The sequence below is a fragment of the Pedobacter miscanthi genome (assembly GCF_003315595.1).
GTDB lineage: Bacteria > Bacteroidota > Bacteroidia > Sphingobacteriales > Sphingobacteriaceae > Pedobacter > Pedobacter miscanthi.
In genome coordinates, this window is the sequence record NZ_QNQU01000008.1 from 182,016 (window position 1) to 206,644 (window position 24,629).

21 protein-coding genes are annotated in these 24,629 nt (G+C 38.3%); 15 read left to right on the plus strand and 6 right to left on the minus strand.

From position 1 onward, the window contains the following. Nucleotide 1: 1 nt before the first annotated feature. From corA to bioB, 4 genes are all read left to right on the plus strand, one after another. Entirely contained in the window at nucleotides 2–1,123 is a 1,122-nt protein-coding gene (gene corA, locus DRW42_RS11150) for a magnesium/cobalt transporter CorA (RefSeq protein WP_167437804.1), read from the plus strand. Nucleotides 1,124–1,375: 252 nt separating this feature from the next. Further along, nucleotides 1,376–1,627: a type II toxin-antitoxin system ParD family antitoxin gene (locus DRW42_RS11155; protein ID WP_113948909.1), complete on the plus strand. Its 252-nt coding sequence runs from the start codon at nucleotides 1,376–1,378 to the stop codon at nucleotides 1,625–1,627. Between the two features lie 83 nt (nucleotides 1,628–1,710). Continuing rightward, the gene (gene mgtE, locus DRW42_RS11160; protein WP_113948910.1) at nucleotides 1,711–3,060 is read left to right on the plus strand and encodes a magnesium transporter; all 1,350 of its coding nucleotides are present in this window, start codon (nucleotides 1,711–1,713) and stop codon (nucleotides 3,058–3,060) included. A gap of 111 nt (nucleotides 3,061–3,171) precedes the next feature. Continuing rightward, entirely contained in the window at nucleotides 3,172–4,173 is a 1,002-nt protein-coding gene (bioB, locus tag DRW42_RS11165) for a biotin synthase BioB (RefSeq protein WP_113948911.1), read from the plus strand. Nucleotides 4,174–4,298: 125 nt separating this feature from the next. Here the strand turns inward: bioB and DRW42_RS11170 are convergent, their stop codons facing one another. Then, nucleotides 4,299–4,709, minus strand: coding sequence for an organic hydroperoxide resistance protein (locus DRW42_RS11170; RefSeq protein WP_113948912.1), 411 nt, complete (start codon nucleotides 4,707–4,709; stop codon nucleotides 4,299–4,301). A gap of 445 nt (nucleotides 4,710–5,154) precedes the next feature. Between DRW42_RS11170 and DRW42_RS11175 the strand changes: the two genes are divergently transcribed. Further along, a complete protein-coding gene (locus tag DRW42_RS11175) occupies nucleotides 5,155–7,527 on the plus strand; it encodes a gliding motility-associated C-terminal domain-containing protein (RefSeq protein WP_158544327.1) in 2,373 nt (790 codons plus the stop codon). Then, the gene (locus DRW42_RS11180; RefSeq protein ID WP_113948914.1) at nucleotides 7,527–8,525 is read left to right on the plus strand and encodes a PorP/SprF family type IX secretion system membrane protein; all 999 of its coding nucleotides are present in this window, start codon (nucleotides 7,527–7,529) and stop codon (nucleotides 8,523–8,525) included. The genes DRW42_RS11175 and DRW42_RS11180 overlap by 1 nt, the downstream gene beginning before the upstream one ends. Before the next feature lie 504 nt (nucleotides 8,526–9,029). Here DRW42_RS11180 and DRW42_RS11185 read toward each other — a convergent pair. Continuing rightward, nucleotides 9,030–10,232 carry a DUF763 domain-containing protein gene (locus DRW42_RS11185; protein WP_113948915.1) on the minus strand — a complete coding sequence of 401 codons (1,203 nt, stop codon included), beginning with the start codon at nucleotides 10,230–10,232 and terminating at the stop codon, nucleotides 9,030–9,032. A gap of 466 nt (nucleotides 10,233–10,698) precedes the next feature. Between DRW42_RS11185 and DRW42_RS11190 the strand changes: the two genes are divergently transcribed. Continuing rightward, the gene (locus tag DRW42_RS11190) at nucleotides 10,699–11,802 is read left to right on the plus strand and encodes a metallophosphoesterase (protein ID WP_113948916.1); all 1,104 of its coding nucleotides are present in this window, start codon (nucleotides 10,699–10,701) and stop codon (nucleotides 11,800–11,802) included. Here the strand turns inward: DRW42_RS11190 and DRW42_RS11195 are convergent. After that, a complete protein-coding gene (locus DRW42_RS11195) occupies nucleotides 11,788–12,870 on the minus strand; it encodes a sensor histidine kinase (RefSeq protein WP_113948917.1) in 1,083 nt (360 codons plus the stop codon). The genes DRW42_RS11190 and DRW42_RS11195 overlap by 15 nt on opposite strands. Before the next feature lie 158 nt (nucleotides 12,871–13,028). Here DRW42_RS11195 and DRW42_RS11200 point away from each other — a divergent pair, with 158 nt between their 5' ends. Beyond that, on the plus strand, nucleotides 13,029–14,495 hold the full coding sequence (locus DRW42_RS11200) for a glycoside hydrolase family 130 protein (protein ID WP_113948918.1): 1,467 nt from the start codon (nucleotides 13,029–13,031) through the stop codon (nucleotides 14,493–14,495). Between the two features lie 360 nt (nucleotides 14,496–14,855). On the opposite strand, the gene DRW42_RS11205 is transcribed toward DRW42_RS11200, so the two are convergent. Continuing rightward, the gene (locus tag DRW42_RS11205; RefSeq protein ID WP_113948919.1) at nucleotides 14,856–17,126 is read right to left on the minus strand and encodes a glycosyltransferase family 4 protein; all 2,271 of its coding nucleotides are present in this window, start codon (nucleotides 17,124–17,126) and stop codon (nucleotides 14,856–14,858) included. A gap of 125 nt (nucleotides 17,127–17,251) precedes the next feature. Here DRW42_RS11205 and ku point away from each other — a divergent pair, with 125 nt between their 5' ends. Continuing rightward, a complete protein-coding gene (gene ku, locus DRW42_RS11210; protein ID WP_113948920.1) occupies nucleotides 17,252–18,022 on the plus strand; it encodes a non-homologous end joining protein Ku in 771 nt (256 codons plus the stop codon). Between the two features lie 106 nt (nucleotides 18,023–18,128). On the opposite strand, the gene DRW42_RS11215 is transcribed toward ku, so the two are convergent. Then, nucleotides 18,129–19,247, minus strand: coding sequence for an alpha/beta hydrolase (locus tag DRW42_RS11215; RefSeq protein WP_113948921.1), 1,119 nt, complete (start codon nucleotides 19,245–19,247; stop codon nucleotides 18,129–18,131). Between the two features lie 145 nt (nucleotides 19,248–19,392). Between DRW42_RS11215 and DRW42_RS11220 the strand changes: the two genes are divergently transcribed. The 3 genes from DRW42_RS11220 to DRW42_RS11225 are packed head-to-tail and all read left to right on the plus strand — an operon-like array spanning nucleotide 19,393 to nucleotide 20,755. Further along, nucleotides 19,393–19,761 carry a SpoIIAA family protein gene (locus DRW42_RS11220; protein WP_113948922.1) on the plus strand — a complete coding sequence of 123 codons (369 nt, stop codon included), beginning with the start codon at nucleotides 19,393–19,395 and terminating at the stop codon, nucleotides 19,759–19,761. 11 nt (nucleotides 19,762–19,772) lie between these two features. Further along, nucleotides 19,773–19,925 (plus strand): hypothetical protein, encoded by a 153-nt coding sequence (locus DRW42_RS28770; protein WP_158544328.1) that lies wholly within the window; start codon nucleotides 19,773–19,775, stop codon nucleotides 19,923–19,925. Between the two features lie 23 nt (nucleotides 19,926–19,948). Beyond that, nucleotides 19,949–20,755, plus strand: a complete 807-nt coding sequence (locus DRW42_RS11225; protein ID WP_113948923.1) for a mechanosensitive ion channel family protein — start codon at nucleotides 19,949–19,951, stop codon at nucleotides 20,753–20,755. Between the two features lie 3 nt (nucleotides 20,756–20,758). Here DRW42_RS11225 and DRW42_RS11230 read toward each other — a convergent pair whose 3' ends face one another. Further along, nucleotides 20,759–21,127 (minus strand): response regulator transcription factor, encoded by a 369-nt coding sequence (locus tag DRW42_RS11230; protein ID WP_113948924.1) that lies wholly within the window; start codon nucleotides 21,125–21,127, stop codon nucleotides 20,759–20,761. 145 nt (nucleotides 21,128–21,272) lie between these two features. Between DRW42_RS11230 and DRW42_RS11235 the strand changes: the two genes are divergently transcribed. From DRW42_RS11235 to DRW42_RS11245, 3 genes are all read left to right on the plus strand, one after another. Next, nucleotides 21,273–23,486 carry an ATP-binding protein gene (locus tag DRW42_RS11235; RefSeq protein ID WP_113948925.1) on the plus strand — a complete coding sequence of 738 codons (2,214 nt, stop codon included), beginning with the start codon at nucleotides 21,273–21,275 and terminating at the stop codon, nucleotides 23,484–23,486. A 1-nt stretch (nucleotide 23,487) separates the two neighbouring features. Beyond that, complete coding sequence (locus DRW42_RS11240; RefSeq protein WP_113948926.1) at nucleotides 23,488–23,907, plus strand: response regulator; 420 nt, start codon at nucleotides 23,488–23,490, stop codon at nucleotides 23,905–23,907. An 89-nt stretch (nucleotides 23,908–23,996) separates the two neighbouring features. Then, nucleotides 23,997–24,581, plus strand: coding sequence for a biliverdin-producing heme oxygenase (locus tag DRW42_RS11245; RefSeq protein ID WP_113948927.1), 585 nt, complete (start codon nucleotides 23,997–23,999; stop codon nucleotides 24,579–24,581). The last annotated feature ends 48 nt before the right edge of the window (nucleotides 24,582–24,629 follow it).

Below are 24,629 nucleotides of genomic sequence, written 5' to 3' on the forward strand. Positions count from 1 at the left end.
CATGGGAAAAAACAAACCACGCCATCGCCATAAACATTATAAGGTACCTGCGCCAGGCACCAGTCCGGGCTTGTATGCCATTGATGAGGAAGCTTTAAAGCCGATTATCACGCTTCATACCTACGATGAGAAAACCTATAAAAGTGTAAAGCTGGATAATATCAATAACATTGATAAACTGGTTGAAAATAAGGCTTTTTATTATTGGTTCGATATTAAAGGCCTGGCAGATCCCAATATATTTGAAACGCTTTATTCCAAATTAGATATCAGCAGGTTGGTGCTCGAGGACATTACCAGTTCTTACCAGCGGCCTAAGTTAGACGAATACGACAACGATAAGTACATTTTTTCGGTAAGCAGGCACCTCTACCTGGGCGATGATGATACGCTTTGCAACGATCAGATATCATTTATTCTATCTGAGCGTACCCTGATTACTTTCCAGGAAACTTATGCCGATTGTTTCGATCCGGTAAGGAAACGTTTAGAAGTAGGGAAGGGCAACATCCGTATTGGTGGCAGCAGTTATTTAATGTATGCCATTATGGATGTGATTGTTGATAATTATTTCACCCTTTTAAACTTCTGGGGCGAAGAACTGGATGCGATTGAAGACCGATTGTATGATCACCCCGATAAGCGGATTATGTACGATACCCAGGCCATTAAAAGGTCGTTAATCATGATCAGGAAGGTTGCCTGGCCGGAAAGAGACAAGCTGAACGATATTATCCGTACGGATAGTCCTTTGATATCCGATCTCACCAAAACTTATATGAAAGATGCTTACGATCATTGCATCCAGATTATTGATTTTATTGAATCGTTAAAGGAGATTGCTTCGGCCAACATTGATATGAATTTATCGATCATCAGTAACCGGATGAATGAAATTATGAAGGTTCTGACCATTATCTCGTCCATTTTTATTCCTTTAACCTTTATTGCAGGTATTTATGGAATGAATTTCAGCAGGGAAGACCCGGCAACAGGTAAAATATTAAAAGATAATATGCCCGAATTATACGCGGCGCATGGTTATTTATATACCTGGATTGTGATGGGCGTGATTGCCATCATACAGGTGATTTATTTTTGGCGCAAGGGCTGGTTTAAATAGTATTTGTTCTGAACCCAATAAAAAACTTCGTCATCTCGACCGGAACGCAGTGGAGCGGAGAGATCTATCTCGAGGCAGATTTCTCGGCTGCGTTGCACTCCGCTCGAAATGACGACGTATTTATTGAATTCTCTCAGCAAAAACATTAAATTAGAATTATTATCATTTTAAAGAAATGATTAAGTTAAATGAAACTTTAGTTTAAAATGTACCAATTTTTGGTAACTTCAATTATCTAATTAAATTGATATCATGGGAAGAAATACATCTGTTGCCTTGGGAAATCACTTTGAAAATTTTGTTGAGCAAAAAATTGTTGAAGGGAGATTTAAAAATGCGAGTGAAGTTATTCGTGCAGGTTTGAGACTATTGGAAGATGAGGAGAATAAAATTAAAATTTTGAGAGATGCACTTCAGGTTGGAATTGACAGCGAGTTTGTAAAAGACTTTGATCCGAAAAAGCACCTTGAAATGTTGAAGAAGAAAAATAAAGTTACTGTTTAATAATGCAGGAAAGATAATGCAGGATTTTGTAAAATTCAGTTTTTAATTTTAGTAGCTTTAGGGCATTTTGGTTAGGTTTATAGATGCAGTCATTCGAAATAGATAAAAGCGACGTACTTAAGGTTAAAAATGCAATTTTAGCCGGCGATGAAACTTTAAAAATAGTTTTAGAGGAATATCATGCCTCAGAAATCGCGATTTTGTTCGAACGTTTGGATAAATCTGAACAACGGCATATCATCAATCTGCTTCCTGCAGAAATTGCCTCCGAAATCATCTCGGAAATGGATGAAGAATCCCATCCCGAGGATTTACTTTTTGAACTTCATCCCGATAAACGTACCGAAATTGTTGAGGAGCTGGATTATGACGATGCTACGGATATCATTTCCCAGCTGGAAGACCATGAGCAGAAAGAGATTTTAGAAGACCTTACTGAAGACCATGCTTCCGAAATCCGTAATCTTTTAACCTACGACGAAAAAACCGCCGGTGGTTTGATGAACACAGAACTGATCTGTGTGAACATCAATCTGACTAAAAAGGACGCGATTGACGAAATTATCCGTCAGAGCGAAGAAATGGAGGAGTTTTACACCATATATGTGGTAGATGACGAGGAAATTTTTAAAGGTATTGTTTCGTTAAAAGATATTATTAAGGCTAAACACAACGCCAAAATAACGGAGCTGGTTAAAGAGGATGCCGTTTATGTTCATCCCGATACAGATCAGGAAGAGGTGGCCAACCTGATTTCACAATACAATTTAACCAGTATCCCGGTAATAGATGAAAACCAGAAATTATTGGGTCGCGTAACTTTCGATGACGTAATCGACGTAATGGAGGCAGAAAGTACCGAAGATATCCTTAAAATATCGGGGGTATCAGAAGATGAGGAATTAAGCGGTAACTGGGTAGAGGCGGTAAAATCACGTTTACCATGGCTGATTATCAACCTCGGAACGGCATTTTTAGCTTCTTCTGTGGTTCGTTATTTTGATCCGACTATAAAGCTGATTCCATCTTTGGCTGCTTATATGACCATTATTGCCGGAATGGGAGGAAATGCGGCTACACAGGCCCTGGCGGTAACGGTTAGGCGTATTTCACTTTACGATTTAACAGATAAACAGGCTTACAGGACGGTTTTAAAAGAGTTTACGGTAGGCTTGATCAATGGTGCATCTAACGGATTAATCGTATTTATTTTTGCTTTCTTTTTTGACGGAAATCCGATGCTTGGTTTAGTTATCTTCCTGGCTATGACGGGTAATCTGGTTATTGCAGGTATTACAGGAGCAGGTATCCCACTTATTTTAAAAAGGGTTGGTATCGATCCTGCCATTGCATCATCTATAATTATTACTACTTTTACCGACGTTTTTGGTTTCCTTTTAATTTTGGGATTGGCCAGTAAACTTTTACTATAAATCCAGGATTTAATGATTTTAGGTTGGCAGGATTGATGTCTGTAAACCAAATCCTAATCCTGTTAATTAACTAAGACTACATAAAAATTAAATCTGTAAAATCTGATCCACATGCAAACGACAAGACACGATTGGACAAAAGAAGAAATATACGAAATTTATAACAGGCCATTTTTAGACCTCGTTTACGAAGCCGCAAGCATTCACAGAGAAAATAAAGATTATAACGAGGTTCAGGTAAGCTCATTAATTTCCATTAAAACCGGCGGTTGCAAAGAAGATTGTTCTTATTGCCCGCAGGCTGCACGTTACCATACTGATGTAGAGGTACAGCCGATGATGCAGGTGAGCCAGGTGGTTAGTGCTGCGGTAAAAGCTAAAGAGGGCGGTGCATCACGTTTGTGCATGGGCGCTGCCTGGCGCGAAGTACGTGATAACCGTGATTTCGACCGCGTAATTGAAATGGTTAAGGCGGTAAACGATATGGATATGGAAGTTTGCTGTACTTTGGGGATGCTTACCGAACATCAGGCACAACGTTTAGCCGATGCCGGTTTATATGCTTATAACCACAATATTGATACCTCAGAAGATGATTATAAACGCATTATTTCTACCAGAACTTATGATGACCGTTTAAATACGATCAAAAACGTACGTAAAGCGAAATTAACAGTTTGTAGCGGTGGTATTATTGGTTTGGGCGAAACAGTTGAGGACCGTGTTTCGATGTTACAGACGTTATCAAATATGGAAACACATCCTGAATCCGTTCCGGTTAATGCATTGGTTCCGGTAAAAGGAACGCCATTAGAAAATCAACCACGTGTTCCGATCTGGGATATGGTAAGAATGATTGCAACGGCACGTATTGTTATGCCAAACTCGGTAGTACGTTTATCGGCAGGAAGGAATGAAATGAGTACGCTTGAGCAGGCTTTCTGTTTTATGGCGGGTGCAAGTTCTATTTTCGCCGGTGATAAATTATTAACAACACCAAATCCTGCTTTTGTAGATGATATGGCCATGTTCGAACTTTTGGGCTTAAAAACCCGCGATGCCTTTAAAAATGGCCGTCCGGCCAATACAAGAATTGTGGAAGAAGCTATTTAATCCGAAATAACTGCGCTGTAAGATGTTATCATCTGAAAACAAAAAAGTCCTGATTAAAATTAATCGGGACTTTTTTATTTCGTTCGGAACACTTGTTTTGGCATCCTGAGCGTAGTCGAAGGATATTAAACCGCTGTTACCCTTACCTCAATATTTCCTTTAGTGGCTTTTGAATATGGACAGGCACGGTGTGCTTTGTCTGCCAAAGCCTGTGCTTCTTCATGCGAAATTCCAGGGATATGTACATCAAGATCTGCTGAAAGCACAAATGAATTTCCATCTTTATTAAACGAAACTAATACTTTAACATTTGCTTCGCTAACATCAACGCCATCACGTTCTGCTACCGAACCTAATGCCCCTAAGTAACAAGGTCCCCAGGCTGCTGCAAATAATTCTTCCGGATTTGTTGCACCACCTTGTCCGCCTAATTCTTTTGGTTTTCTTAAATCAAAATCTAAAATTCCATCGCTCGATTTAATATGTCCGTCTCTTCCTCCAGTTGCTGTAACTTCAGCCGTATATAGCTTTTCCATAATAATTTTCTTAATTGATTTAGTTTAACAAATTAGTGTTGTATTTGTTTTCATCTGCTTTAAGCCTGCCTAAACATACCACCAGGGGCATAAATGATTCCGGTGTAAATAATTTTTTGCCATTTCATGTAAAAAAAAGCTGGTTTTACCCTGCAACTAATCACTAAAAAAACCGGTCAGATAAGTTGGTTCATTGTTGTAGGATAGGATAGGTTAGTTCGAAAGCGCTTAAAAATCAATCGATTGTGGATTTTTGCCTGTATATACAGCGAAAGTATTGTTTTGTTATACTCATTTATCAGTACCGGATTTCGTGTAAAAAACCATGACTTTGCCCTGACATAACATCGTTGAATATACGAAAACAATATTTTTATATCATAACTGTTTAAATCATCCCGTGGTATACCGATTGTTTTTGATGTTGCTCATAGCCAGTGTTGCTATGCCATCTAAATTACATGCGCAATCCTCTCCGGAGAATATTGGATTTGAAAATGGCAATTTTCAGAACTGGAAGATTTATGCAGGTTCGATAGCGATAGAAAACAACAAAAATGTTGTTACGATGAATGAGTTAGCTAAACCGATTTCAAACAGGATCAGTATTATTAATAATAAAAAACTGATCGATCCGTATGGTGGCTTCCCCGTAGTTGCACCTTCGGGCGGGAATTTTTCAGTTAAACTGGGCAATAATGTTACCGGTGCGCAGATTGACGGAATATCGTATCAATTAACGGTTCCGGCTGACAGGCCTGAATTTACGTTAACCTATCAGTACGCAGTTGTTTTAGAAGATCCCGATCACGAACCTTTTGAGCAGCCGAGGTTTATTGCACGAATAAAAGACATGGAAAAAAACGAGTATATTCCATGTGCATCATTCGAATATGTGGCCACCTCTTCACTTCCTGGTTTTAAAAAATCAACAGAATATGAGAGTGTAATATATAAAGATTGGTCGCCGGTAACCATCAACCTGTCTGGCTATCAGGGCAAGCAACTGCTTATAGAATTTATCAGTACCGATTGCTCAAGGGGGCAACATTTTGGGTATGCTTATGTAGATATCAATAATATTTTTGGTGAAGCCGTTACCGGTAATACCTATTGCGCCAGCGCTGAGGCAATTGACTTGACAGGACCGAGTGGTTACCAGACTTATAATTGGTACAATGCAGACAGATCTATAAAATATGGATCTGGCCAAACGATTAATATTAAACCTAAACCAGCTGATAACTCACGCATTTTGCTTGATCTGGTTCCTTATCCGGGATTTGGTTGCCCGGGCACGGTAAGTACCCAGATTCATGGCATAGATTACGAACTTAAGGTTTTAAAGCAGGATGTAGTTTGTCAAAACGCCGAAATAGATCTTTTAGACTCAAAATATATTTTAAATAAAACAGATGGCTTTACCTATCAGGTTTTTGAAGACAAAGATTTAACCAGACCTGTAACTGGAGCTGTTAAAATAACGGACGATAAAACCTTTTATATCAAAGGAAATAATAACAAAGGCTGCGAAAGTGTGGTACCCATTGATATTTCGGTATTTAATGCAGCAGATATCAGTGTTAAAAATCCTGATGCCGTCTGCTATTCAGAAAGTGTTGATATTACAAACGAAGCCCTCTACAGTGGTGATTTAAATGGTATCGCCCGGTCTTATTTTGAAGATGGGGCTGCCAATCAGCCGCTTGGCGATCCGAAACATATCAGTAAATCGGGAAAATATTTTGTCAGGCTGTCTAACCAGATGCACTGCAGCAAAATTATTGCTATAGATGTGGTCATCAAAGATAAACCTTTGCTAAAAGTAAGCAACCCCAAACCCGTTTGCATTCCAGCGAAGGTAGATATTACCACTGCCGATCATTTTTTGGGTAGCGATGCGAATCTTAAATACAGTTTTTATAACGATGAAGCGTTAAACAACCTGGTTGTTGATCCTACACACATCAATCAATCGGGTACGTATTATGTAAAAGCTATAAATGCTGATGGTTGTACTGTGAGCAATAAAATAGAGGTGGTTATTAACGATATCCCTGTTCTTGTGGTTAAAAATCCGGATGCTGCCTGCCATCCTGATCAAGTTGATCTCACTAATCCTGCACTTTATAATGGCTCTACAGATCATTTAAATTATACTTTTTTTTATGATGAAGCCTTAACGAACAAAATTGCTTATCCCAAAGCAATTACGAAAGCCGGAACGTATTATATAAGAGCGGTTAATAACGGCGGCTGTTATACAACTGGTAAAATTGAAGTAACATTTAATACTGCGCCAACCATTGTGATTAACAAGCCCAAAGCTGTTTTTGACAATTCGTTTATCGATTTAACAGCGCCCGAAATTACCAAAGGAAGCAGTGTATACGTAAAAGCCGGATATTTTGAGGATGCAGATTTAAAACGGCCGTTAACAGATCCCAAAAGGATAAACAGGGCAGGGGTTTATTATATTGCCATCCAGAACGAAAGTGGCTGCATTTCTTCGGCCCCGGTTGAACTGGAAGTTTTACCACAGCCAAAAATCGTTGTTCCAACCGCATTTACACCACAAAAGGAAACCAATAACCGTTTATACCCGTTTTTGGTAAGTATACAAAAACTGATCAGCTTTAAGGTATACAACAAATGGGGTATTTTAGTTTATCAGAGCGATACCTTGGCCAACGGTGGCTGGGATGGACAATTTAAGAGCCAGATGCAACCTTTAGAAACATTTTCGTGGTTTGCTGAAGGCATAGATACATTCGGGGATAAATTTCAGTCAAAAGGAAAAACCATACTCATACTATAATGCACAAACCGCTACTTATTTTATTTTTGTGCTTAGCTACCTTATGTTGTTCGGCACAGGATCCGAAGTTTTCGCAATACTTCGCGGCGCCATTAACGCTAAACCCGGCATTTACAGGTTTTTTTGACGGTGATTACCGCATTGCGGCCAATACCAGACAACAATGGGGCAATCTTGGCGATCCCTATAATACCTACAGTGTTTCAGGTGACTTAAAACTGGTAGAAGATGAAAATTTTATCAATAGCTATTTCAGTTTGGGATTAAGCGGACTTTTCGATGAATCGTTAAACAAAGCTTTAAAGTCGCAATATATCAGTGCCAGCATTTCCTACTATCAATATATGGATGAGGAGCACCGTTTTAAATTTGGGTTGGCACCACAGGTATCGTACGTGTCAAAATACCTCGATTACAATAAACTCACTTTTGCATCCCAATACAATGGTGATGGTGGTTTTAATACTGCGATGCCAAATTACCTCGATTTAAAGAATGATAAAACCTCTTACTTTGACTTGAATATTGGTGCCAATTTTGCCGCCACATTCGATTATTGGAGTTTTGCAATCGGCTATGCTCAATATCACCTTACCAAACCACAGGAGACTTTACTGAGCAATAGTACTGATATTGTTTCAGCACGGAAAACAGTTAATTTTGGTCTGTTTTACCTGTTAAACAATAATGTTGATTTAAATTTAACCGGTGTATATAATGCTCAGAAAAATAACCGGGACGTGATTTTCGGAACAGTTTTGGGGTTAAAACCTGGCGATGAAACCAAAATGAAACTGAACTTCGGCATGTGGTACAAGTTTAACGAAGCTTCATTTTATCCTTATATCGGTGTAGCTATGGGAAATGTTAGTGCCGGAATGAATTATACAGTTTATGGGAGTAAATTATTAAGCGCTACACCACGCACTTACGAACTTTCATTTATTTTCAGGCACAATAACTTCAAGGGTTTTAAAGTACCTTGCCCTAGGTTTTAGAGGTTGATGTTTTATAGGTTGATGTATCATGGTTGATTAGGTGATAGCTATACCGTTTAATATTTCGAATTTTTCGTGGCTATTTTTTTACCACTAAGGCACAAATGCACAAAGTTGGGTTTATATTTCTTTTTGCTCTGCATCTTCTGGCTATCGGACATCTGACTCCTGAATTAATTCTATTTTCCTGACCATTAAGAAATTAAGGGGTTATTGGTGAATCCTACGGTAGATATTGATCATTGAACTTTGGTTATTTTAAATACCATCCACGCATTTAATCTTCCGTGTTTTCTGAGTCTCCGTGGCTATTTTTTTACCACTAAGGCACAAAAGCACAAAGTTGGGTTTAAATATTTCTTTCTGCTCTGTATCTTCTGGCTTTCGGACACCTTAACTATTAATAAATTAAGAACATTAAGAAATTATCGATGAACCCTAATGCGGTAGGTATTGATTATTGAAAATTGAATTTTGGTTATTTGATTCCCCTGTCATTAAACTCTAAAAAAGCTTCAACTGTGCATCAACTGGTGGTTTTTCTTTTCCGAATACAGTTCTGCCACCGTATTTCCAGCTATCAGCTCTTTCTTTTGCAATCACTTTTTCAAAATCCATATTTGGTACAAAATCTTTTTCTGCATTCTGCGCAATCAGGTGTAATGATTTTATGGCCTGCTGCTTGTCTGAATTTCCGATTTTCGCTTTTTCTACCGCATTTCTCAAAACCTTTATCGTTTCGTCGAATACATTTACTGGAACGGGGAATGGATGGCCATCCTTACCACCGTTGGCGAAAGAATAACGTGCAGGATCGTTAAAACGTGATGGCGTACCATAAATTACTTCACTCACCAAAGCCATTGATTGCAATGTGCGCGGCCCCATACCTTCAAGCAATAATAATTCTTCAAAATCGCTTGGTTTCTTTTCCTGTGCCAGCCACAAAATACTGCCCAAACGTTTTAAATCTATATCTTTTGATCTTACATCATGATGATTGGGGAGCACCAGTTTTTGTATTTCACCGAGCATGCGCGTTGGCGATTCAGTGGTGATACCCATCATACTTTGCCTGGTTTTATCCGCATCGTTGGAGGTAAGGTTTAAAATCTTGCCCTGATTTATGCCGCAAATCCCGGTATGTGGTTCTTCAATAAAGGATTTCAGGTTTTCCGAATGCCAGTGGTATCGTCTGGCGGTAGAGCTGCTATCGCTCATGCCCTGCTGTACAACTGCCCAATCGCCATCACTGCTTAAAATAAAGCTGTGCAGATACAATTGAAAGCCATCTTGTATGGCCGTGTTATCAACTTTGGCACTCAGTTTACTTGCGCGCACCAGTTCGGTGCCATTAAGCCCGGTTTTATCAGCGATTCTTAAAAGTTCATGAGGTGTTTCCCTGCTGTATTTACCTTTTCCTCCACAAATATAAATGCCGAGTTCTTTTGAAAGCGGATTAATGGATTTTTTTAAAGCACCAATTACAGAAGTGGTTATTCCTGACGAATGCCAGTCCATACCCATTACCGCACCCAAACTCTGGAACCAGAAAGGGCTGCTTAAACGGCGTATCACTTCGGCTTTTCCATATTCTAAAATAATAGCTTCTGTTATCGCAAGGCCGAGTGCAGCCATGCGTTTAGCCAGCCATGGGGGAACATGACCATAATGTAATGGTAAATCTGCGCTTCCTGATCTTTTCAATGCTAACAAATTTAGTAAAAATTATTGGTGGAATAAAATTTTAGCACTGATTAATACCGTGTAAACTTTCTGCATTTTGCGAACCAATAAACCAATGGCCAATGACTAATGAACTTTTTAGCCACGGACTCACTGATTTACACGGAGAAACACAACCATTCTGTGATCCTGAACACAATGAAGAATCTTTTTTCTTATATGAGCCTTACATGCCTTATATGGTCAACAAAAAACAATTGTTTTAATATTGTAGCCAAATGTGAATCGCATAAAGTTTACTGTAAATAAAAACGATAAAATCTTAATTGATAATAGATTTCTCGGCTGCGTTGCACTTCGCTCGAAATGACGATCTCTGGCAGTCGAAATGACGAGGTGGTAGAAGAAATGATGAAACGATAAAAAACGATTACCTATATTTTTTGTTATCTTAAATCGATATCAGAAGCGAAAACACATTTTTTACATGCGCAAATTCTTACAACGTTTACTCAGTGCCTGGATTATCCGCATGTCGAATAAGTATAATTCCAGTCCAGATCGTAAACGCATTCATGATGCTTTAAGCAAACTATATACAACCATTAATAACGAACCGGGCAAACGTGGCCTGATTTTCGAAATTACGGATGCCGATAAATTTATAATCCTGTCTGACCAGCATAAGGGTGCACGCGATTTTGCCGATGATTTCTCTTTAGCCGAAAAAAATTACCTGAAAGCACTCGATCACTATCATCAACACCACTTTCATTATATTAATTTAGGCGATAGTGAAGAGCTCTGGGAGAATTTATTGGAATCGGTTATTAAACACAATAAAGATACGTTCGAAGCAGAAAAGGCTTTTATCCCTGAAAACCGCTTTACCAAAATATTCGGAAACCATGATCTTTACTGGGACAATGATCCTTTAGCGGGCTTTAACCTCAACAGGATTTATGGAAAAAAAATATCCATTTATGAAGGCGCTATTCTTAGGATGCCGACCGCAGCGGGAAAACTCGATATTTTTCTCACCCACGGCCATCAGGGTGATTTACAGAGCGATGGAAACTGGTTTAGCAAATGGTTCGTAAGTACGGTATGGGCACCTTTACAGGCTTACTTGCAGATTAACCCTAATACACCGGCTTACGATAACCAGCTTAAAACCGTGCATAATACCATGATGTATAGCTGGGTAGCGGAGCAGCAAAATATGGCTCTGATCACCGGACATACCCACCAGCCGGTTTTTGCTTCTTTAACACATCTGGAAAGGATTTATGTAAAACTGAAACAAGCTAAAAAAGTGAAGAATGAAAAAGATATTGCTTCATTAAACGACGAACTGCATAAGCGGATTAAAGAAGGAGATAAGCCACCGCGCCTGGGCAAATATAAACCCTGGTACTTTAACAGCGGATGTTGTTGTTTTAGCGATGGTGATATTACCGGTATTGAAATTGAAAATGGTTTGATCAGGTTAATTAAATGGTCGTGCCATAGCACTGATTTACCTGAAAGAATAGTGCTGGAAGAAATGAAATTAATCGATTTGTCAGATTCTAAACTATTTAATGGGTAGCGATACAAAAAAAGTAGTCCCTGAATTTTTGCCATCACTTTCTACCCATAATTTCCCTTTATGGATATCAACCAGTGCATTTGCGGTAATCAAGCCCAAACCATAATTATTTTCGTGGTTGGTTGCTGAGGTGCTTAAACGCGGGAATTTCAGAAAAATTTTATCCAGGTCATCTTCTGTTAACCCTACACCCTGATCTTTTATCACAATCGTGATCTCATTTTCGGCTATCTGGTTTGATATCCTGATTTCTTTACCAATTGGAGAAAACTTGATGGCATTATCGATCAGTTGAGTAAAAAGCAGGGTTAATTTATCCCGGTCTCCAAAAATCTCCGCAGGATGTTCGATTTCAATTAAAATGTTTTGTTTTTTGCCTTTAACAATTAGATTCAGGCTATTTTTAACCTCTTCAAGCAGGCTTTTAAGATCTACTTTTTCTTTTTTAGGTTTAAATGAGTGTGTTTCTTTTCTTGCATTGGTTAATAAGCCATTTAGGTTATCAATCATCCTTTTCGATTGTGTATTGATTTTTCCTGCAATTATTGCGGCTTTTTCATCAACACCCGGTATCCTGCTTAAAAGTTCTGATTGAAGCAAGATCGTAGTCATAGGGTTTTTAAGATCATGGATAAGCACATGTAAGCGATCTTCGTAAGCCCTGAAAGTTCTCCGGATCGCAATCCGCGATTCTAATTTTTCCATCACCACATCAGCCAGTAACTTTAACATGTTAAGCTGTTTTTCAGTTATTTCTTTGGCTTCATCACCGGCAACGTAAATCTCCCCAATGGTATAACCATCAGGTGATATAACTGGTGCTTTGGCAAAAAATGCAGGTTGATGTGCTAATGACAGTGTTAAACCAATCTGCGACTTTACAAACATCCTATCGTTTGTATGAAAATAAATACCCGCATTAGCGACATCAAAACTTGCTGCGGCCAGTTGTACAATCTGATCAAAAGCGCTTTCTGCCGGTGTATCTAAAATATCATAATAGACCAGTTTTGCCGTTCGCAGGGTTTCGGTTTGATGATACTTACTTTCTGATTGATCTTGATGCATTTGTTGCCTGATTAATTAATGGGTAATCACAAAGTTCTAAAGGTAAAGATTATGATGAATAGTGTAAATAATATAAACAATTATGTCGTAAATTCCGTTATTAAAGTTTGCAGCAAAATTGCGTATAGGCTTAAAATTACTATCAAAACAGCTTAAAAATGAGATTATACATAGAGCGTAAACCAGTTAAAGTTAACCCGGATACGAAAAGAGTGATTGCCCGTTTTTTTTTCAACGGAGAGGAGAGAGCATTAGAAGTAATTAGGAAGGTTTTGGAGTTTTCGGACGATAAAGTATTTTCACTGGTATCGCCCATTTTGCAGGAATATTCAAAAAGGCACCGCAACATTACTAAAATTTTAATGCGCCACTGCAAAAAGTTAAAGAAACAGTTTATTGCATTGGGTACTGAATTTGAGGATATAGATGAGTACACCCGGTTACTTATCGGGGCTTATTTTACGCATGAATATTCAATTGAATCAGCCGCTTTTTTTAATCCCAGCATAGTAGATGATCCCGACCAGACTGATCTGGTAGAAGGAGAAAAACGTGTTATTATCAGCTTCAGGGCCGTGGGTGAGGGACATATTTCTTCTATCGTTTTCCGACGTGCTTTGATTGATAAAAACAACAATATTCAGGTTTTGCCGGTTGGCAATTATGTAGATGAGGCCGAAGTGGTTAAAAACGCCATTTATGTGAAAAAACTATTTCTTAAAAAGGCGGCCTACGCACAGATTGATCCTTCGGTATTGGAAGAGATTGAATCGAAACTGGACGATAAATTTGAATATACCAGTTTGAGTAACATCATTAAAGATTCTAAAAGTCTGCATAAAGAAAACCCTGCCAGATTGATTGAGTACGATAAAGTACTCTGGTTATCTGACACTTACCACACCATCAGTTTTTCTAAAGATACCGACATTTCAGACCGCGTAATTTTCCCGATTTCCGAATTTGAACGTAAAGGCATTGAAGATGCCCGTTTTGTGAAATTTGTTAAAGATGATGGTAAAGTATTGTATTATGCCACTTACACTGCATTCGACGGTTCACTGATTATCCCTAAACTGGTACAAACAGAAGATTTTTATGAGTTTAAGGTGATCCCGCTTTATGGCGATGGCGCACAAAATAAAAACCTGGCGCTGTTTCCAAGGAAAATAAAGGGTAAATATGTAATGATGAGCAGGATAGATGGCTGGAACAATTACCTGATGTTTTCTGATAAAGTAAACGTTTGGGAAAACCCGATTCTTTTAAAACAGCCCCGTTATGATTGGGAACTGGTGCAGATCGGGAATTGTGGTTCTCCGATAGAAACAGATAAAGGCTGGATTGTGATTACCCATGGTGTTGGCCCGATGCGCAGGTACTGTATTGGTGTAAGTTTATTAGATCTGGAAGATCCGAGTAAAGAAATAGGCCATTTAAAAGAACCCCTAATTATCCCAAATAATGATGAACGCGAAGGTTATGTGCCCAATGTGGTATATTCCTGCGGATCAATCATCAGCAATGGCGAATTGATTATTCCTTACGGATTATCTGATTACAGTTCGTCGTTTGCAACTGTGAATTTAGAATTGCTGCTAAACAAATTGCTAGAGAATAATTAAAAAATAGTCCTCGTTTGCAACGAGGATTTATGAGGTTTGCATTTTAATGCAATTATAGAATAAGGGGCGATAAAATCACCCTTTCTCACTTATCCTCGTTACAAACGAGGACAATATCAACCTTCCTGGTCTTAGCGTCTCGTTAATACTTAAATAAAGTTTATTGTTATTTAGGTCGTAGCGAGATGCTACAACCAGAAGAGACTAGCAAAAAAAGATCCTGAAATAAATTCAGGATGACGTATTGAATTGACAAACGATAAGAAAAACCTCGCAGGTTTTTAAAACCTGCGAGGTTTTTATTTACAAAAAGAGCCAGCTCATTTCTGAACTGGCTTTCTTATTAAGAATATTATAATGCTAACTATATTTATCGGCTTCCACTAAGGGGGAAGACAGTGTTTCGTATTCTGCTTCTGCAGCTTTTAGAATAGCTAAGTGCGAGATAAAATATGCCAATGTACTTTCTGCACCCTGGTTTCTGTTTACGCTGTTAAACTGTAATCCATCGGCACAACCATGTGTTTCAAAATCATATAGTGGAATGTGCAGACTATTTTTACCCAGAAACCATTGATAACTAATGTGCATTAAATTAAGGTACTGATCATCTTTAGTAATTTCAAAAGCTTTGGCATACAATAAAACCATAGCCATTGTTTCTAAAGCCTGCTGATCGTAAATCGGATTCTTACCATGTTTTTTCATCCAGCCTGCATTTCCAACAGGGTTCAGGTAGCCGTTTTCGAAAGAAAAACTATTTAAAAAGGCAATGCTTTCCATTGCAATTTTATAAGATGTCGTATTTCCGGTGGCCTCATAATGATGGAGCAAGGCCAAAGGCAATATTGCATTATCATACGTTAAAATATCCTCAAACCAATGCCAGTCGCCATCTTTGTTATCTTTATAGGATGCAATGAGTGAGCCGGCCAGGTTGTTAATTTCTTTGATAATTAATTCATCGCCCGGGTGTGCGCTTAAATAATATGCCAGGCCAATAATGGTATTTGCTTTACCTCTGATGTAGTTTAAGGCACCAAAATGCGGAATAGAATGTGAGAATAATTCTTTACCAAATTCCCGGTATGAATTATTGGGCCCGCTGGATATGAGATAACCCAATGACCATATTGTACGGCCAAATGAATCCTCTGAGCCTACTTCGTCCAGGTAATTACGGTTAAAACTTAAAAAGTTCCTGAAATTTCCATTATCAGTTTGCATATACTGGATAAAACTCAGGTAAACCGGCATAAATTTTAATGCTTTAGGGTTTTCGCCCTGCTCTGTAGCCATTAAAGCCATAATCAAAGCCCTGGCGTTATCATCTATACAATAACCTTCTTTTAAATTCGGGATACCGAATCTGGCATGTTGTATAATTCCTGTATCATCCGTTAATAAAGCAATATGGTTGAGGTTAAGGACAGGCATGGCTTCCACATCTATAATAGGAGGCGTAATCCTTTCTACTTTTTTACCTGTTGCAATGGCTTCGTTTAATACGTTAAGATAAACGGTACCAATAGCAGGCCAGCGAAGGTTTAAACCATATTCGTAGGCATTTTGTCTAAGTTTTTGATACTTATCCTTATCGCTCAACAATTCGTTTACAATGCCAGCCAATTGTGTATCATTCTTAAAGTCGAACAGTTTTCCCCTGTTATCGGCCAACAATTCCTGTGCGTGCCAGTAAGGGGTAGAAACTACTGCTGCACCTGCGCCAATGGCGTACGATAATGTGCCGCTGGTAATTTGTGCTTCATTTAAATAAGGTGTAATGTAAACGGTGCAGGCTGTTAAATACTGATGAAGTTCTTGTTCTGAAACAAATTTATTAACGAAAGCAATATTATTTTCTACGCCTAAATCTTTGGCTAAAGCTTTTAAGCTATCGCGGTATTCTTCTCCGTTATGTTTCACCACCCCCGGATGGGTATTGCCCAAAATCACATATAGAACATCGGGGTGTTCTGCAACAATTGCAGGTAAAGCCTTAATTACGGTCTCTAAGCCTTTATTACGGCTAATCAGGCCGAAAGTAAACAGTACTTTACGGTTTTTAAAAAGTTCACTTTGTGCAATTTCATTATCAGGGATAGGTTCCAGGTCTGGCACACCATGTTCAATCAATTTGATGGATGCCTTTGGAATCTGATAAATGCTGGTTAAAAACATGACTGCTTTTTTGCTCATCACCACAATTTTAGAAGATTTAACTGCAATCTCTTTAATAATGGTTTGCTGCATAAAATTTGGTTCCTTCAAAACCGTATGTAAAATAGTAATGAAAGGTTTTTTTAACCTGTTGATCAGCGATAATAAAAATACACCGCTGTTGCCGCCATAAATGCCGAATTCGTGTTCGATGATGCAGCTATCTACATCACTGTTATTGATAAAATCTGCAGCTTCGATATAATCCTGCTGATTTTGCTGGCGAATAATAAATTTCACTTCTTTTGGATAATCATGCTCTTTCACATCGTCCGATTCGTTTAAAGCAACCACAAAACTGCTTTCAGAATGATAATTGGGATCTAAACTTAATGCATTAACCAGGTTATGGTTAAAAGTAGCCAGTCCGCATTCGCGTGGGGGATAGGTAGATATATAGGCTATTTTCATATTTCAAATAAGGTTGATATTAGAATAACATTATATATCTTAAATAGTTTCCAATTTGATGCATTTGACACGGATAAAGCCAAAACAATCTTTTTCAGTGCTTGTTAGTAATTAAATATTTAACGATGAGATCAATATGGAAAGGTGCTATCGGATTCGGTTTGGTAAACATTCCGGTTAAGCTGTTTTCGGGGGTGCAAAACAGTAACCTCGATTTGGATATGCTCGATGAACGCGATCATGCTAAAATTAAGTTTTTACGGGTAAACGAAAATACCCATAAAGAAGTGCCTTACGAAAAGATAGTAAAAGGCTATTTTTTAAAGGATAAATACATTGTATTGGATAAGCACGACTTTGAAGAAGCTGCACCCGAAAAAACAAAAATTATCGAACTCGAGAATTTTGTCGACCTTAAAGAGATCAATCCAATTTATTATGAAACCTCTTATTATACTGAACCCGAAAAACAAGGCAAAAAAGCTTATGGTTTATTGTTGAAGGCATTAGAAAAATCAGGAAAAGCGGGCATAGCACGTTTTGTATTAAGGAATACCGAAAATCTTTGTGTAATTCACCCGATGGAACATGTAATCGTAATTACCAAAATCAGATTTGAGCAGGAGATCAGGAGTTTGTCCGAAATCAACAAAATTGATGATATTACTATCAGCAAAAAAGAAATGGATGTTGGTTTGGCCTTAATTAAACAATATAGTTCAAAATTTGATTTAAGTGCGTTTAAAGACGATTACAGCAACGAATTATTAAAAATTATTCGTGCAAAAGCAAAAGGTAAGCGCGCAACCGTTAAAAAGATGAAACCTCAAAAAGCATCTAGCGATGATCTTTACGATCAATTGATGCAGAGCCTGGGATCTAAAAAAGGGGCTTAGAACAGTTTGCAGTAATAAGTTTTTTAGTTTGGCAATTGCCCTTTAAACGCCTAGCGCCAAACGCTAAACAAAACGAACTGGAGCGAAACCGCTCCAGTTCGTTTCCTTACTTAAAAGCGGCTTTTAACTGGTCAGCAGCATAAGCCTGTGCAGCTTTAGCCTCAGGTACTATAATAGCCATTCCGAAGAATTCGTGTGTTACACCCTCATAATTTTTACTATCCACTTTAACACCGGATGCTTTTAATTTATCAGCAAGCATTACGCCATCATCGTGCAGGGGATCAATTTCTGCTGTAATAATGGTAGTTGGTGGTAAACCTTTTAAATTGGCATTAACCAGCGATATTTTTGGGTTCTGTGCTTCAATCATCGTGTTCAGGTATTTTTCAGTAAACCAGCCCATCATTGCTTTATTTAGAGGTTTTGCCTTTTCGTAAGCTTTATACGATTCGGTATCCATATTCGATTGTGATATCGGATAAACCAGCACCTGGTGCACAGGAACCATAATATGTTTGTCCCTGGCCATGATGGAAACATTGGCAGCTAAATTTCCACCCGCACTTTCGCCAACTACAGCAATTTTTGCAGGATCGGCTTTTAAGTCGACAGCATTTTTTACTGCCCATTCATAAGCTGCAAAAGCATCGTTATGTGCCGTTGGAAATTTATTTTCCGGGGCTAAACGGTAGGCAACCGAAACCACAATCGCACCAACCTGCTCAGCCAAAGCCTGGGCTGATGCGTTATATACGTCCAGATTGGCAATTACGAAACCGCCGCCATGATAATATACTATTAAAGGATATGGTCCGCTTCCTTCTTTAGGTGTATAAATCCGCAAGTGGATTTTTGCCCCTTTAACATCAATGTCTTTACCCATTGTATCAACTTTGGGTGTTGGTATGGTAATATTATTCTGTTTTACCAGGTCCATCACCGCATCGGTAGGGGTATGGTTTTTCCGGGAGTCGGTAGCGCTCAGCGTTTCAATGGGTTTATCGCCATAACTTGCTAATTTTTCAATTACCGTTTGCATTTCCGGTTTGATGGTTTTGCCCCAATCCGGTGCCGGACCAGCAGGTTTTAATCCTGCCGATGCTGTAGAATCAATTATGGTCGAATCTGTTGTCGTTGTTGTTTTCGTGCCTCCTGTACAGGCCGAGAGCGAAACTGCTACGCCACAAACCAGTGCGCTAAGTTTTAATAAATTGGTTTTCATAGGGTTGTTTTTATGTTTTTATTGAATATGTTTTTATAACACTATCAGGCAGATAAGAGTTTGATCAGGCTTACAACTTTTCAGAATTTACCTAAGGAGCAAACATCTTGAGGAATTAACGTGTTCTTATATAAACTCAAGAGATATGTTAACAGAAATAACAGGACTGCCAGATCATATTTTTGGCGTAAGGGCCACAGGAGAAGTAACCAGTGATGAAATAAAGGATGTGCTATTAACCGGACTAAAAAGAACTGCGCAACGGTTTAAGGAAATCAGGTACCTGCTTGTTCTTGAAACCGATGTTAAAAATTTTACTGCGGGCGCATGGATTCAGGATATAAAAGCGGGTCTGCAGAATTTTACCAAGTGGAAAAAGATTGCCGTGGTTAGTGCCGAGAAAGGTGTTGAATGGTTTACCGACGTTTTTACTGTTGTAACACCAGGAAAATCGAAAGGCTTTAAACCGGAAGAACTTGAAGAAGCAAAAGCATGGTTAAATACTGAAGATTAATTAAATGTACTATGAAAAACTCTAAAACCCCCGAAGAAAGTAGCAAGGCTACGGCTTCGAAAAATTCAAAGGCTAAAGGTGCCGATGACAAAGTAACTTCGGCAAAAGATGCCAAAAAAGTAAGTGTAACCAAAGATGCTCCCGTAAAAAATAAGAAGCCTTAGTATTTCAAGAAAATCCCCATTTTATGAAGCTAGATGCAAGTAATGTTGATCGTTTTTATGATAAAGCCTATAGTTGGATCATTGATAGAGGCCCATCCTTAATTTTGGGTATAGCCATTCTCATATTAGGATTATGGCTGATTAAGTTGCTTGGTAGGTGGATTCAGGGTGGCATGCACCGTAGAGATGTAAATCCATCACTGAGGCCCTTTTTAACCAGTTTATTGCTGATTACGTTAAGGATTTTGCTCGTACTTACCGTAATGCAGATCATTGGTATTCAGCTTACCTTTTTAACGGTATTAATTGGAGGTATTGGTGTTGCTGCGGGCCTCGCACTTTCCGGAACTTTACAGAACTTTGCCAGTGGTGTATTGATTTTGCTGTTAAAGCCTTTTGTAGTTGGCGATAATATTATTGCCCAAAGCCAGGAAGGCACTGTAACCTCCATCCAGATATTTTATACCATCGTTAAAACATTTGATAACCGTACAGTGGTGATTCCAAACAGTAAACTTTCTAACGAAGTCATCATTAACATCAGCAGGGAAGGAAGCAGGAGATTGGATATCGAAATGAAATTCAGTTACGGTATTGATTATGATAAGGTAGTGGCCATTTTCAATAAAACTGTTGATGAATTTAAAGATTGCCTTAAAACGCCCGAAAGAAGGATTGGCGTTTCATCCCTCGAAGACAGCGGATTTAAAATCAGCTTAAATTTATGGGTAAATGCACACGGTTTTACTGATACTAAACTTTCTTTTTTAGAAGTGTTAATGAAAAATTTAAAACTAGGAGGAATAAAATTACCCGGTATGGCCGATTAAATTTTATTTCTTTAACAGGGCATAAATTTTATCCATCAGCTCGTCTATATTGAAAGGCTTTGCCATAAAATCATCAGCCAATACATCATCAATGGCGTAATTGCCGGCATTGTAACGGGCCGATATCATTAAAACAGGAATATGTTGTGTGGTAGGGGTATCTTTAAGTTCCTTTAACAAAACCCTGCCATCGGTATCAGGAAGCATGATATCCATGATAATCACGTCGGGTTTAAGTTGATGCACATGGTCGATAAAGTCCGAACCTTTGTTTAGTCCATCAACATTAAAAGCTTCACTTTCTAAAATAAGGGTAATAACATCCAGGATTGCGTGGTTATCTTCGATAACCAAAATGTTTTTCTTTGCCAAGCTCAGGGATTAATTATAATTTCAAACAAATATATAATAAAAAACAAAATCAAAAATCTAATTTGTCAAATTAGGAACATTCTAAAATAAGGCTTAATATTTGTTAATCCATTAAATCTGATATTTTTGCAATTCGAGATATAATATGACTAAATTTTCTGTAGACCTGACCAATTGTGATAAAGAACCTATTCACATACCAGGCAAAATTCAATCACATGGTTTTCTTTTAGCAATTGCTAAGAACAACCTGTCTATTACTTACATTAGTGAAAATACAGAGGATTTTTTACAGGAGCAGGCTAAAAATTTATTGGAAAAACCACTTTCCATTATAAATAAATTTATCAAACAGCAGGATCCTGAATTTAATATCGAAGACCTGTTAAAACTGGGCATTATCCGCAAAAGCTTTGATGCCATTAGTCCGCACCCGTTAGAAATAAATGGCAATCCCTTTTACCTTATCATCTCTTCCTCAAGCAACGATTGGATTTTGGAGTTTGAGCCGGTTACCCTGCAATATGATATCCAGGGTTCGATAGGCCGTTCAGCTTCAACCATGCTTCAGGGTAAAAGTATTTCTGCTTTATTGAGCGGAGCAGCACTCGAAGTAAAAAAACTGATTAATTACGACAGAATCATGATCTATAAATTTTTAGATGATGGTCACGGTGAGGTGGTAGCCGAAGAAAAGGAAGAAGGTTTAGAGCCATTTTTTGGTCTGCACTATCCAGCATCAGATATCCCCAAACAGGCAAGGGAGCTTTATAAACTGAATTTAACCAGGTTAATTGCTGATGTTAATACCAGCGATTCGCCGATTGTTACGTTTAAAAAAGATCAGCCGCTCGATTTAACCAATGGCGGTTTGCGTGCTGTATCGCCCATACACATCCAGTATTTAAAAAACATGGGTGTACAATCCAGTTTTAGTATTTCACTCATCTCCCATGGGGAGTTATGGGGATTGATTGCCTGCCACAACTACAGCCCAAAATTTATTGATTATAAAGCCCGGGAAGGCTCTAAATTAATCGGGCAGATTCTTTCTTCCGCATTAGAATACAGGCAGGATGAGGAAGATGCCGAAGTGATTGCAAAGTTTAAAGATGCAGCCCGTTTACTTACTGAGCATTTAAGCCGTGATAAATACCTAGTTGAAGCCCTCACCACTCATAAAACCAGTATTTTAGATGTAACCAAGGCCTCGGGTGTAGCCATTATTTTTGAAAATGGACTCAAAACCCTGGGCAATGTTCCGTCAGATGATCAAATATGGGAACTTACCAGTTGGTTAAAAAACAGCAGCGACGAATCGATCTATTATACCCATCGTTTGCCCGAAATCCACTCACCAGCTAAAAAATATAAATCTATTGCTTCGGGTATTTTAGCCTGCACGCTAAATAAAGAGCTTGGTGAAATGATTATCTGGTTTAAGCCGGAAATGATTGCAAATGTTAACTGGGCCGGAAATCCCGAAAAACCGGCAACCCTGGCAGAAAATGGTTTGTTAAGTCTTTCTCCGAGAAAATCTTTCGAAATCTGGTCGCAGGTGGTAAACAATACTTCCGAAAAGTGGCTGGCAGAAGAAATTTCATCCGTTTTAAGGATCAGAGAGGTTATTATTACCGATATCAATAAAAAAGCGAACGAAATCAGACAGCTTAACGAAAAATTGCAGGCTGCTTATGATGAACTTGACACTTTTAGTTATACCATTTCGCACGATTTAAAAACACCTTTAACCTCTATAAAAACCTATGCCGAACTGCTGCTGAAAAACAAAAGCATTGATGAAAGCGCCAGGAAGATGCTGGACAGGATTTTAAACGGGGCCGATAAAATGAATTTCCTGATTAAGGAAATCCTCAACCTGGCCCGTGTTGGCCGTTCGGACATTGTTTTTGAAACGGTAGAAATGGAACCATTATTAAAGGAAATCAGCAATGAGGTGTGGACGGCTTTTAAAGCAGACAACTCCGAACTGATTTTAGGGCATTTGCCTAATTTAAAAGGTGATAAAACGATGATTACGCAGCTTTTTACCAACCTGATCGGTAATGCAGTAAAATACTCTTTAATGGTAGAAAAACCCAAAATAGAGCTTTCTGCGTATATTGATGGTGGAGAAATTGTTTATGTGATAAAGGATAATGGTATAGGAATTGATAACCGCTATTACGACAGGGTGTTTGAATTATTCAAACGCATGGATAATGTTAAGGATATTGAGGGGACAGGAGTAGGATTGGCTATTGTAAAAAGGATTGTTGAAAAACACGACGGAAGGGTTTGGTTCGAGAGTAAGTTAAATGTGGGTTCTACCTTTTACGTAGCTTTTAAAAACAGATAAAATGAAAACGCCAGATATATTTTACGTGGAAGACGATGTAGACTATGCATTTTTTATGCAAAGTGCCGTACAGGAAGTAAAAGACACCTTAAATTTAACCATTGTTGAAGATGGGGCAGAAGCTTTGCAGAAACTACAGGATTTTGCCAATAGTAAAACTAAACCTAAATTAATCCTGCTCGATTTAAACCTTCCGGGTTTATCAGGATTGGATTTGCTGAAGTTTATCAGGGATATTCCTTACTTAAAAACTATACCTGTAATTTTATTTTCCACCTCTGATAATCCGGATGACGTAAAGGCATCGATAGAATTTGGCGCGAATGCTTATTTAACAAAACCTGACGGTTACGAAAACCTGGTGAAATGTGTGCACTCCGTTCACGATTTTTGGTTTAACCAACATTTAAGGCTAAATTAGATTTTATAAAACATTTATAGAGAGATTCGGGTATTACATCCGGATCTTTTCTTTTTAAGATCAATTTTAAAAAAATATATTATCCCGGTATGATTGCCAATTTATTAAAAACAGAAACTGCAGAAAACCATAAAGCACTCGAGTCTTTGATGTTTGTAAATGAAATTATGAACAATTCGTTAAGCATCGATCAATACAAAAAACTATTAACCGTTAATTATATCATCCACCAGAAATTAGAAAACAAACTGGCCAATATGCTCGATGCCGGTATAGCTACCGAGCTCGAAATGAACAGCAGGTTAAAACTTTCGGCACTGGAAAAAGATTTAAACTACTGGGGAATTGATAATTTAACCCTGCCGGGTTTGGATTTTGAATTGTTCATTCCACAAAAAAATACAGCCGAGGTTTTAGGTGCTTTATATGTGCTGGAAGGTGCAACCTTGGGCGGAAATATGATTAAACGACATATTTTGGCCAATCCGAATTTTGCAACACATGAAGATGGCCTGAATTATTATGGCGTTTACGGCGAGGAACTGGGCACAAAATGGAAAAAGTTTATTTCTGTGTTAAATGAGCATGTTGAGGAAGCTGATTATGAGCGTTGTATAAATAGTGCAAACCAAACCTTCAATAACCTGATCATGTTGTCTAAACAGCTGGTGTAAGTAATAAGATTTTATCTTTGAATTGTAAAAAATGGGGCTGTAATAAGT

Excerpts from the sequence above, each read along its gene's own strand:
- corA (WP_167437804.1), top strand. The coding sequence starts at position 2 with ATGGGAAAAAACAAACCACGCCATCGCCATAAACATTATAAGGTACCT.
- DRW42_RS11155 (WP_113948909.1), top strand. The coding sequence starts at position 1,376 with ATGGGAAGAAATACATCTGTTGCCTTGGGAAATCACTTTGAAAATTTT.
- mgtE (WP_113948910.1), top strand. The coding sequence starts at position 1,711 with ATGCAGTCATTCGAAATAGATAAAAGCGACGTACTTAAGGTTAAAAAT.
- bioB (WP_113948911.1), top strand. The coding sequence starts at position 3,172 with ATGCAAACGACAAGACACGATTGGACAAAAGAAGAAATATACGAAATT.
- DRW42_RS11170 (WP_113948912.1), bottom strand. The coding sequence starts at position 4,709 with ATGGAAAAGCTATATACGGCTGAAGTTACAGCAACTGGAGGAAGAGAC.
- DRW42_RS11175 (WP_158544327.1), top strand. The coding sequence starts at position 5,155 with ATGCCATCTAAATTACATGCGCAATCCTCTCCGGAGAATATTGGATTT.
- DRW42_RS11180 (WP_113948914.1), top strand. The coding sequence starts at position 7,527 with ATGCACAAACCGCTACTTATTTTATTTTTGTGCTTAGCTACCTTATGT.
- DRW42_RS11190 (WP_113948916.1), top strand. The coding sequence starts at position 10,699 with ATGCGCAAATTCTTACAACGTTTACTCAGTGCCTGGATTATCCGCATG.
- DRW42_RS11195 (WP_113948917.1), bottom strand. The coding sequence starts at position 12,870 with ATGCATCAAGATCAATCAGAAAGTAAGTATCATCAAACCGAAACCCTG.
- DRW42_RS11200 (WP_113948918.1), top strand. The coding sequence starts at position 13,029 with ATGAGATTATACATAGAGCGTAAACCAGTTAAAGTTAACCCGGATACG.
- DRW42_RS11205 (WP_113948919.1), bottom strand. The coding sequence starts at position 17,126 with ATGAAAATAGCCTATATATCTACCTATCCCCCACGCGAATGCGGACTG.
- ku (WP_113948920.1), top strand. The coding sequence starts at position 17,252 with ATGAGATCAATATGGAAAGGTGCTATCGGATTCGGTTTGGTAAACATT.
- DRW42_RS11215 (WP_113948921.1), bottom strand. The coding sequence starts at position 19,247 with ATGAAAACCAATTTATTAAAACTTAGCGCACTGGTTTGTGGCGTAGCA.
- DRW42_RS11220 (WP_113948922.1), top strand. The coding sequence starts at position 19,393 with ATGTTAACAGAAATAACAGGACTGCCAGATCATATTTTTGGCGTAAGG.
- DRW42_RS28770 (WP_158544328.1), top strand. The coding sequence starts at position 19,773 with ATGAAAAACTCTAAAACCCCCGAAGAAAGTAGCAAGGCTACGGCTTCG.
- DRW42_RS11225 (WP_113948923.1), top strand. The coding sequence starts at position 19,949 with ATGAAGCTAGATGCAAGTAATGTTGATCGTTTTTATGATAAAGCCTAT.
- DRW42_RS11235 (WP_113948925.1), top strand. The coding sequence starts at position 21,273 with ATGACTAAATTTTCTGTAGACCTGACCAATTGTGATAAAGAACCTATT.
- DRW42_RS11240 (WP_113948926.1), top strand. The coding sequence starts at position 23,488 with ATGAAAACGCCAGATATATTTTACGTGGAAGACGATGTAGACTATGCA.
- DRW42_RS11245 (WP_113948927.1), top strand. The coding sequence starts at position 23,997 with ATGATTGCCAATTTATTAAAAACAGAAACTGCAGAAAACCATAAAGCA.